The organism is Candidatus Symbiopectobacterium sp., from assembly GCF_020054415.1.
Classification (GTDB): Bacteria; Pseudomonadota; Gammaproteobacteria; order Enterobacterales; family Enterobacteriaceae; genus Symbiopectobacterium.
In genome coordinates this window covers 1-8,515 of sequence record NZ_JAHWCO010000022.1, presented here as the reverse complement: position 1 = coordinate 8,515, position 8,515 = coordinate 1, and the positions used below count along the sequence as shown (strand labels likewise).

The 8,515-nt window shown below is 54.3% G+C and carries 6 protein-coding genes and 3 pseudogenes; 2 read left to right on the top strand and 7 right to left on the bottom strand.

Annotated elements, in window-relative coordinates:
- From QZ506_RS00720 to metB, 6 genes and pseudogenes are all read right to left on the bottom strand, one after another.
- Positions 1 to 82 (bottom strand): annotated as a pseudogene (locus QZ506_RS00720) (IS1 family transposase); the annotation flags it as partial.
- Positions 75 to 1,346, bottom strand: coding sequence for an ABC transporter permease subunit (locus QZ506_RS00715; RefSeq protein WP_291968356.1), 1,272 nt, complete (start codon positions 1,344 to 1,346; stop codon positions 75 to 77). The pseudogene QZ506_RS00720 and the gene QZ506_RS00715, both read right to left, overlap by 8 nt.
- A gap of 51 nt (positions 1,347 to 1,397) precedes the next feature.
- A pseudogene (locus tag QZ506_RS00710) lies at positions 1,398 to 2,524 on the bottom strand (extracellular solute-binding protein).
- Between the two features lie 28 nt (positions 2,525 to 2,552).
- Positions 2,553 to 3,251: an ABC transporter ATP-binding protein gene (locus QZ506_RS00705; protein WP_291968354.1), complete on the bottom strand. Its 699-nt coding sequence runs from the start codon at positions 3,249 to 3,251 to the stop codon at positions 2,553 to 2,555.
- Between the two features lie 430 nt (positions 3,252 to 3,681).
- Positions 3,682 to 6,117: a bifunctional aspartate kinase/homoserine dehydrogenase II gene (locus QZ506_RS00700; RefSeq protein WP_291968352.1), complete on the bottom strand. Its 2,436-nt coding sequence runs from the start codon at positions 6,115 to 6,117 to the stop codon at positions 3,682 to 3,684.
- Positions 6,114 to 7,280, bottom strand: a complete 1,167-nt coding sequence (metB, locus tag QZ506_RS00695) for a cystathionine gamma-synthase (protein ID WP_291968350.1) — start codon at positions 7,278 to 7,280, stop codon at positions 6,114 to 6,116. The genes QZ506_RS00700 and metB overlap by 4 nt, the downstream gene beginning before the upstream one ends.
- 186 nt (positions 7,281 to 7,466) lie before the next feature.
- Between metB and metJ the strand changes: the two genes are divergently transcribed.
- Positions 7,467 to 7,784, top strand: a complete 318-nt coding sequence (gene metJ, locus QZ506_RS00690) for a met regulon transcriptional regulator MetJ (RefSeq protein ID WP_291968348.1) — start codon at positions 7,467 to 7,469, stop codon at positions 7,782 to 7,784.
- 264 nt (positions 7,785 to 8,048) lie between these two features.
- Here metJ and QZ506_RS00685 read toward each other — a convergent pair whose 3' ends face one another.
- Positions 8,049 to 8,435: a hypothetical protein gene (locus tag QZ506_RS00685; RefSeq protein ID WP_291968346.1), complete on the bottom strand. Its 387-nt coding sequence runs from the start codon at positions 8,433 to 8,435 to the stop codon at positions 8,049 to 8,051.
- Between QZ506_RS00685 and QZ506_RS00680 the strand changes: the two are divergent.
- Positions 8,373 to 8,515, top strand: a pseudogene (locus QZ506_RS00680) (hypothetical protein); the annotation flags it as partial. The gene QZ506_RS00685 and the pseudogene QZ506_RS00680 sit on opposite strands and share 63 nt — an antisense overlap.

The window sequence follows — 8,515 nt, the reverse complement described above, 5'->3', positions numbered from 1 at the left end:
GATGGCCACTTTTGCCATAACCGTGTTTTTTCACAGGAGATGTCTGTTCACAAAACGGGCATCTTACATCAACTTTAGCCACTGTATTCCACATCCAAAACCGGACATTTCACACTGCAATCAACATATTGAATACACGACTGAGCGATATTCACGTATACCGTCAGATTGGGAAACGCTTGTGGAATCAGAAAAATCAGCAGAATAACGCCGCGCGCAGGCAACGCCAGCCGCGCCAGTGCATACCCGGCGGGAATAGCCAGCGCCAGCGAGGCCAGCACCGTGCATATCGCCACCAGCACACTATTGCACAGTGCTTCCCAGGCAACGCTGCGCGCAGAGAATACGCGCCGCCAAAAAGCAAAACCCCATTCAGTGGGCAACAGGTGCGGATAAAACCATTTTTCCGCCATGGCCCACATCAGCAAGTTAGCTAACGGACCAAAGATGAGAAAAATCATAACGCCCAGCATAAGCGCCGGAACAATCCACCCCAATATGAGCCTCATGATTTCTCCCTCATGCTGATACGCAGATAGATAATCGCAAATACCGCCCGTCATCAGCAGCGAAATGGCACCCAGCGCATTCGCCACGCCGTAATCACCATAGGCGTTGATACGAAAGGCAATATTGTCGCTCAGCAGCGTTGGGGATTGCGCATTGATCATCAGCGGCACCGACAGCACCGACATCATGGTCACGAAAGACAGAATCAAGCCGGTCAGCAACGTGTGCCACACCTGCGGCACCACAATTTCGAACAGAATTCGCAGCCGACCCGCGCCAAGATTGTGCGCTGACTCCATCGTCCCGCGGTCCAGTGATGCCATTGCGCCAGATACCAGCAGCGCCACAAACGGCGTCTGTTTCCAGACAAAGGCAAACACGATACCGCGCCAGTCAAGCCAGTTGCTGGCTCTGGCGATATCGACGATGCCCACCATATCCAATGCCCCGTTTAGCCAGCCGTTTTTGGCCAGAAAGGTGCGTAAAATCTGTCCGGTGACAATAAATGGAATAAACAGCGGCCAGCGATAAACCCAGCGCAGCAGTGCGACCCAACGCAGATTTTCACCCAGCGTCAAGTAACCGCCGATCAACACGGAAAACAGGCCAATCAGTAACGTAGACACGCCAACGATCAGCAACGTAAACAAAATATCCGGGTTGTAGAGCGCCAACGCGGTAACAAAATTGGCACCACCGATGCCCTGCTCGCTGACAAAGGCGCCGCAAACGGACAGTCCGAGCGGAGCGATAAAGCACAGCGCCACCACCAGTAGTGCAGGCAGTACCAGCGCAATACCAGCCAGACGAGAAGAAAAAGAAGGGAGTGGTAACATGCTGTTCTCCCCTTCCCGGCCAGACAGGCCGGGAAGGATGCTATCAATAAATCAGGTCAATAATGCGGGCGATTGCTGCGCCATCGCGCGCTCATAAGCATTGAGGATCGCGGCGTTATACGGTGCGATGGGGAAAGTTTTTCCTTTGGTCGCCAGATCCTGCGGTGAAATATCGGTAAACAGACGCTGCCAGACTTCCGGCTTCAGTTCCGATTAAACGTATTTGGCATCGATACCCGGATACCAGTTGAAGCGCTCAACAATGCCCTGCGCCTGTACTTTCGGGCTGGTCGCCAGTTCGACAAACTGATGGGCCAGTTCACGATTGGGGGCTTGTGCCGGGATCACGTAGTGCATCGGCTGGCCAGGCATACCCGGTGCAGGCAGCAGAAGTTTAAAGTTATCCGGCAACTGGCCGTTCGCTTTCCACGAGTAGGACATGTCTACCCACACTGGGCCGATGGCAATCTCACCCCGACTGAGCATATCCAGCGTACCCGCATTTCCCGGCGTCAGGGTGACGTTTTTATTGAAGGCTTTCAGGCGATCAAAAGCCGGTTGCCATTTCTGTACTTCCGCTTCTTCAAAGGGGCCGTTCATCAGCTTATTGGCACCGCCACCGTAAGCGTAAACCCATCCCATCACAAAGCTGACGCCCGAAGCGCCTCCTTTAATGCCGTTATAGCCGAACTGTTTTGGGTGGGCTGCCGCCCACTGTTGCAGTTCGTCATAGCTTTTCGGTGGGTTCGACCCAGCGTCGGGTTATAGGCCAGTGTGGTTTGGCTGCTGAACATCGGCATCACATAGCCTTTGACATCACTGCCTAACGCTTTATCTGCCGCCGCCATAGTGATTAACTTGCCACTCACGATCGCATCACGGTATTGCAGCAGTTGGCTTTCCTTCACCATCGGGCAGACAAATTTTTCATGCACCACGGCAACGCCGGTATCCCAGACTTTGCTGCCGGCGGCTTGCTGCGCGTTAAAGCGCTCAATGATCTTCTGCGAGCCAGCATCGCCAGGTCCAGTGCCGACGGCTCTGAGTTTGACGCTAGGATGCTGTTACTCAAACAGCGGCCCCAGATAGTCGTTCACATAATCGACCATGTTTTGATCGCCAGCCGTCAACACGGTCAGCTCTTGCGCCTGCGCAGCAGAAAGTGAAGCGCTCATCATGAGCGTTACAGCAAAAATGCGTTTCATGTCAGTGGGCTCCAGTATAAGATTGGGTAGTCAGGCCGGGAAGCGAATCGTGAGAAGCACAAGCCAGTGATGTTGAAGCGAACGGGGCTGGCGTGTCAGATGCAGGAAACAGGAATAGCGCCTCAGCCGGGATCTGCACCTCTACGCGCTGACCAACGTCATAAGGCGCAGAGGCATGCACCTGCATCCGCCATATCCCGCTGACAACCGTGTGCTGCCAATGACCACCCGGATAGCTTTGCGCCAACACGGTGCCCTGACGCACCAGCATGCCGGGAGCAGCAGGCGGCGCCTGTGTCGCATCGTAGAGCTGTGCGGCTTCGGCACGAAAGCGCGCCTCCACCGTGCCGGGTTGCAACGCCGCACCCTGCTCATCGCCACTCAGCGTCAACCGATCGCCGTCATAGTAGGCTTCCAGCATCAGTTGGTTTTCAGCCCCCATAAACGCCGCGATAAAGGCGCTGGCCAGGTTGTGGTAAACCTGTTGCGGACTGCCCGACTGCATCACGCGTCCTTGGTGCAGGATGACGATACGATCCGCCATCACCATGGCTTCTTCACGATCGTGGGTCACGTGAATGGCCGTAAGGCCCAAACGCTGCTGCAAAGCGCGAATCTCGTCGCGCAGTTGCAAGCGAATGCGGGTATCCAGATTGGAGAGGGGCTCATCAAGCAGCAAGATGTCTGGATGTATCGCCAATGCTCACCACAGAGCGACGCGCTGACGCTGGCCGCCGGAGAGCTATGCCGGTTTACGCGACCCCAATCCGCTCAGTCCCAGCATGTTTTCAAGCTGGGTCACACGGCGGGCAATCTCCGATCCTTCTATTTTGCACACCTGTGCACCCAAACAAACCTCTCGATGCAGCCGATTGTCCGGGGTAATGATGTCAACGACGTGTTAACGCCATGACATTTCAGTGACAAGTAAAGCACCTCAGCGGAGAGGGCCACTGAGGTAGCTAATAAACATATCTAAAACGGTCATTTCCGCGCAGACAGGAATCTCTTGCAGGTGAAACGCGTTTCTTCTCACAGAGATCCCCGGCTTTCGCCGAGGATGATGAGGGGCAACATGGTTTTGTCATCAATCTGAGCGGCCAAAGGCCGCCCTGTTTCAGAGGCGTTTACTACAGCAATTGCGCCAATCGGTTGAGATCCGACTGAATCGCCCCGGCCGTTACATCGCGCCCGGCACCCGGCCCGCGAATCACCAGCGGGTTGTCGCGATACCATCGGCTTTCGATCGCGAAGACGTTGTCACACGGCAGCAGGGAAGCCAGCGGATGATCCGGTCGCACCGCTTCCACGCCCACACGCGCTTTGCCGCTAACATCGAAACGCGCTACGTGACGCAGCACCAACCCCATTTCCTGCGCCGCTTCCAGACGCTGTACCATCTGCTCGTTGAGCGAATCGCCATTTTCAAAAAACTGATCGATCGACCCCGCTTCACTGCCAGCAGGCACCAGTGATTCCACCCGCACCTGATTGGGTTCGATGTCATAACCCGCTTCGCGCACTAAAATCACCAGTTTGCGCATTACGTCCTGCCCGGAAAGATCGACGCGCGGGTCCGGCTCCGTCAGCCCCTGTTGCCAGGCCTGATCCACCAGTTCGGTGAACGGTACGCTGCCATCAAATTGCAGGAACAGCCACGACAAAGTGCCGGAGAAGATTCCGCTGATGGCTAAAATGCTGTCACCGCTGTCGCGCAGATCGTGCACCGCATAGTTCACCGGCAGCCCTGCACCCACCGTAGCGTTATAAAGCCAGTGACGTCCAGTTTTGGCAAAGGCATCGCGGATCTGGCGATAACGATCGCCACTGGATGCCCCCGCAATCTTATTGGCGCTGATCACGTGAAAACCGTAGCTGGCGAAATCGAGATAGAGATCTGATACCGCTTCACTGGCGGTCACATCCAACACCACCAGGTCATCGTAGGGATGAGCACGCATCCACAGGAAGAGATCTTCCCCATCACACTCCTGCGCTTCATCATCAAAGAAGGCCAGCACGCGACTGGCTTCCAGACCGTCGTAGTTCAGCAGGCTACGCGTGCTGTCTACTACGCCCGCCAGCACAAACTCAAAGCCGGTACGCGCCGAAATCAGCGCCTGCTCGTGCGCAAACAGCTCCAGCCAGCGGGAGCCAATATTGCCCTTGCCGAACAGTACCAACCCGATTCGTTTTTCTGCACGGAATAACGACTGATGCAAACCACGAATCAAATGCTCCGTCGGGCCCACGCGCAGTACCGCTACCATGCTAATGCCATCGTCGGACTGCCAAACAAACTCGATGGGCTGATCTTTTAACTGCTGATAAAAACGGTGGCTGTGCAGCGGGTTACGGCACACGCCGGCACCAACCATGGCCACCAGCGCTAATCCTTCACGCAGCGTGAACGTCACGGGCAATCCGGCCTGTTCCAATGCATGCAAGGCGCTGTCCACCACTTCCGAGGTGTAACACAACTGCACCAGATTGCGATCGACGTGCACGCCAATCGCCAGAGGACGCACTTGCGCACGGCTAACGTATTGTTCGATCTCTTTGTGCACGCGCGCAAAATCATGCTGTGTAGGTATCTGCACGTCGATCAGACAAACGTCATCGTGGCTGGTGACAATCTTCGCCCCCGTGCCCGACGCTAACACGCGTTCAATGCGCGTAGAGCCTTGTTCCGGGTTGTAACTGCAACGTAATTGCAGATCGATATCGCTTGCTGACACTGGCTGCAAGGTGCGTGCATGCAGCACCGGCACCGCCAGACGCGCCAGTTCGCTGGCCTCATCAAGGCGCAGCAGAGGCAGCAAACAGGCATCTTTCACCTTACGGGGATCGGCACTGTAAACACCGGCCACATCGCTCCAAATGGTCACACGCTCCACGCCCGCCAGCGCACCAATTTGCGTCGCCGAATAGTCACTGCCGTTGCGCCCCAGCAAGACCGTTTCACCGGCCTCGTTGCGGCTGATAAAACCGGTCACCACCAGCCTTTGCCCCGCATGCTGCGTCAACAACTGTTGCAGCAGCGGCCAGGAACGACCTTCGTCCACCTGCGGCTGTGCAGCCCGTTCAGCGCGTAAAAAGTCGCGGGCGTCCAGCCAGTTAGCATCGATGTTGCTCAAGTTCAGTACCGCCGCCATCAGGTGCGCAGACCAAATTTCACCGTGCCCCACTACTTCGGCATAAACCGCATCGGTCACGTCACCATCCAGCAGCGCCGCCAGACGCTCCAGATCGCGGATAAAAAGAGTGGTCAACCGCTCTGCGGCATCCGCAGGCAGTAAACCGGCAATCAAATCGATTTGGTAACGACGCAGCGCCTGCTGCACCTGATGGGCAGACAGACGATCGCTCTGGCTCAGTTTCAGCCAGCTAATCAGTTGGTTGGTTGTGCCGCCAGCGGCTGACACCACCATCAAATCGCCGGGGCGGCTATACTCGGCCATAATCCCCGCGACACGTTGATAACACTTCACATCTGCCAGACTGCTGCCTCCAAATTTATGCAGTTGGCGGCCAGAAACCGCCGCTGATACGCCTAACGCACTCATGCTGCTCCCTCAGTTGCCACCCGGAATGCTCGATCCAGATCGACAACCAGATCGTCACCGTCTTCAATGCCGACCGAAATACGCAGCAGAGTTTCGGAGATACCTGCTGCCGCACGCGCTTCCGGTGCCATGCTCGCATGGGTCATGGTGGCTGCATGAGAAATCAGGCTTTCCACGCCGCCCAGCGATTCTGCCAGTGTAAACAGTTCCAACTCCCCCAGGAAACGGCGCAGGGTGTCTTCATCACCGTTCAGTTCAAAGCTCAACATGGCACCGAAACCGGACTGCTGACGACGTGCAATCTCATGACCGGGATTGTTCGGCAGCGAAGGGTGATAAAGCTTTTTCACCAGCGGCTGCGTTTTCAGGTAATCAATCAGTTGCAGCGCATTTTTCTGCGCAGCGGCCATACGAGGGCATAGGGTACGCAATCCGCGCAGCAGCAGATAACTGTCAAACGCCGCCCCCGTCACACCAATATTGTTCGCCCACCAAGCCAGTTCCGTCACCACCGCAGGATCGTTGGCAATCACCGTGCCAGCAACCACATCGGAGTGGCCATTGAGATACTTGGTGCAGGAGTGAACCACCAAATCCGCCCCCAATGCCAACGGACGTTGCAACGCCGGGCTCAGGAAGGTGTTGTCCACCACGCTGACCGCACCCACATCACGCGCTGCCTGACAAATGGCGGCGATATCCACCACACGCAGCAACGGGTTGCTGGGGCTTTCCACCAGCACCAGTTTGGGTTTCTCTTCCAGTGCCGCTGCCAGCGCGGCCGAATACCCCTGATCGACAAATTTTACGCGAAATGCACCGCGCTTACTGAGGCTGTCAAACAAACGGTAGCTACCGCCATAACAATCATGAGGCGCAACCAACAAATCACCAGGACGCAGAAACACAGTGCACACCAGCAAAATGGCAGACATGCCGCTGCTGGTCATTACCGACCCAGCACCGCCTTCCAATTCCGCCAACGTACGCTGCACCACATCATGCGTCGGGTTACCGCGACGCGAGTAATCATGGGCTCTGGGCTGGTTGAAACCGGTGAAGTTGTAGGTGCTGGAGAGATGAATCGGCGGAACTACACAGCCGTATTGTTCATCATCATTAAGTCCGCTACGAACAGCGATCGTTGCTTGTTTACGCGTCATGGTCATTTTCCTAACTGGCGGCAGGGTATAGGCTCTCAAGAGTAATCCCAAACTCAACGGACATCAATACATCTAGACTTCTAAACTTCTTTGCGTATAGATTGAGCATTGACGAAAATCCCGTTAGAATTACCCTCATATCATGACGGTTTTATCTTCCTGACGACTATATTTTTAAGGTATCCCATGGCTGAGTGGAACGGCGAGTATGTCAGCCCTTACGCTGAACACGGTAAAAAGGGCGAGCAAGTTAAAAAGATCACGGTCTCTATTCCGCTTAAGGTGCTGAAAATCCTGACTGATGAGCGCACCCGACGTCAGGTCAATAACCTGCGCCATGCAACCAACAGTGAATTATTGTGTGAAGCGTTTCTGCATGCATTTACCGGCCAGCCACTACCGGATGACCACGATTTGCGTAAAGAGCGCAGCGATGAAATCCCTGAGGTAGCCAAGGCGATCATGCGTGAGATGGGGATTGACCCGGATACGTGGGAATATTGATCTGTTGATCGGGTGGTATACCGCTCTGGCGATAGAAACAATAAAGGCACCCTCGTGTGCGGTAAAGTAAATTGCAATGTATTGAAAATAAAAGTATTTAATTTCTCAGTGTCCATATAACGTCCATCTTTGACCAAAGGCCCCGGTTTCCGGGGCCTTTCCATGCTCTCCTGCTTTCTTCGTTTTTCCTTTCTATCATGAGTCATTGTCCCTATCTATCACGAACAGACAGGTGCACCGAAACTAGAAGGAATAATGATAGAATCACTGAGTCGGAACGACATTGGAAAATTCAAGCCCCTTTTGTCTTATGCTGCAAAAGCGGGACTTTTCTACACAGGCAATGTTTGCTTTACTTACAATGAGTAACGGTTGATTTGTTGCCCCATGCCCAAAAGATGGATAATAGTAAACCGGAAAAGAAGCTTGATTTGCAAAGTTAGTAATAACTTTTTTATACAACAATTTGTCTTTTTCTGATGATGTTTCTGGATAGAACTGGCCAAATATGGTCGTGTATTCAATATGTTGATTGCAGTGTGAAATGTCCGGTTTTGGATGTGGAATACAGTGGCTAAAGTTGATGTAATATGCCCTTTTTGTGAACAGACATCTCCTGTGAAAAAACACGGTTATGGCAAAAGTGGCCATCAGCGTTACCGTCGTCAGTCATGCAAACACGGATGGCTACAGGGCTTACAACGACGAACTTCCAAAAGTAAAACACATTG

What these genes read in the sequence shown, in the direction of transcription:
- QZ506_RS00715 (WP_291968356.1), bottom strand. Translation starts at nt 1,346, where the DNA reads ATGTTACCACTCCCTTCTTTTTCTTCTCGTCTGGCTGGTATTGCGCTG.
- QZ506_RS00700 (WP_291968352.1), bottom strand. Translation starts at nt 6,117, where the DNA reads ATGAGTGCGTTAGGCGTATCAGCGGCGGTTTCTGGCCGCCAACTGCAT.
- metB (WP_291968350.1), bottom strand. Translation starts at nt 7,280, where the DNA reads ATGACGCGTAAACAAGCAACGATCGCTGTTCGTAGCGGACTTAATGAT.
- metJ (WP_291968348.1), top strand. Translation starts at nt 7,467, where the DNA reads ATGGCTGAGTGGAACGGCGAGTATGTCAGCCCTTACGCTGAACACGGT.
- QZ506_RS00685 (WP_291968346.1), bottom strand. Translation starts at nt 8,435, where the DNA reads ATGGCCACTTTTGCCATAACCGTGTTTTTTCACAGGAGATGTCTGTTC.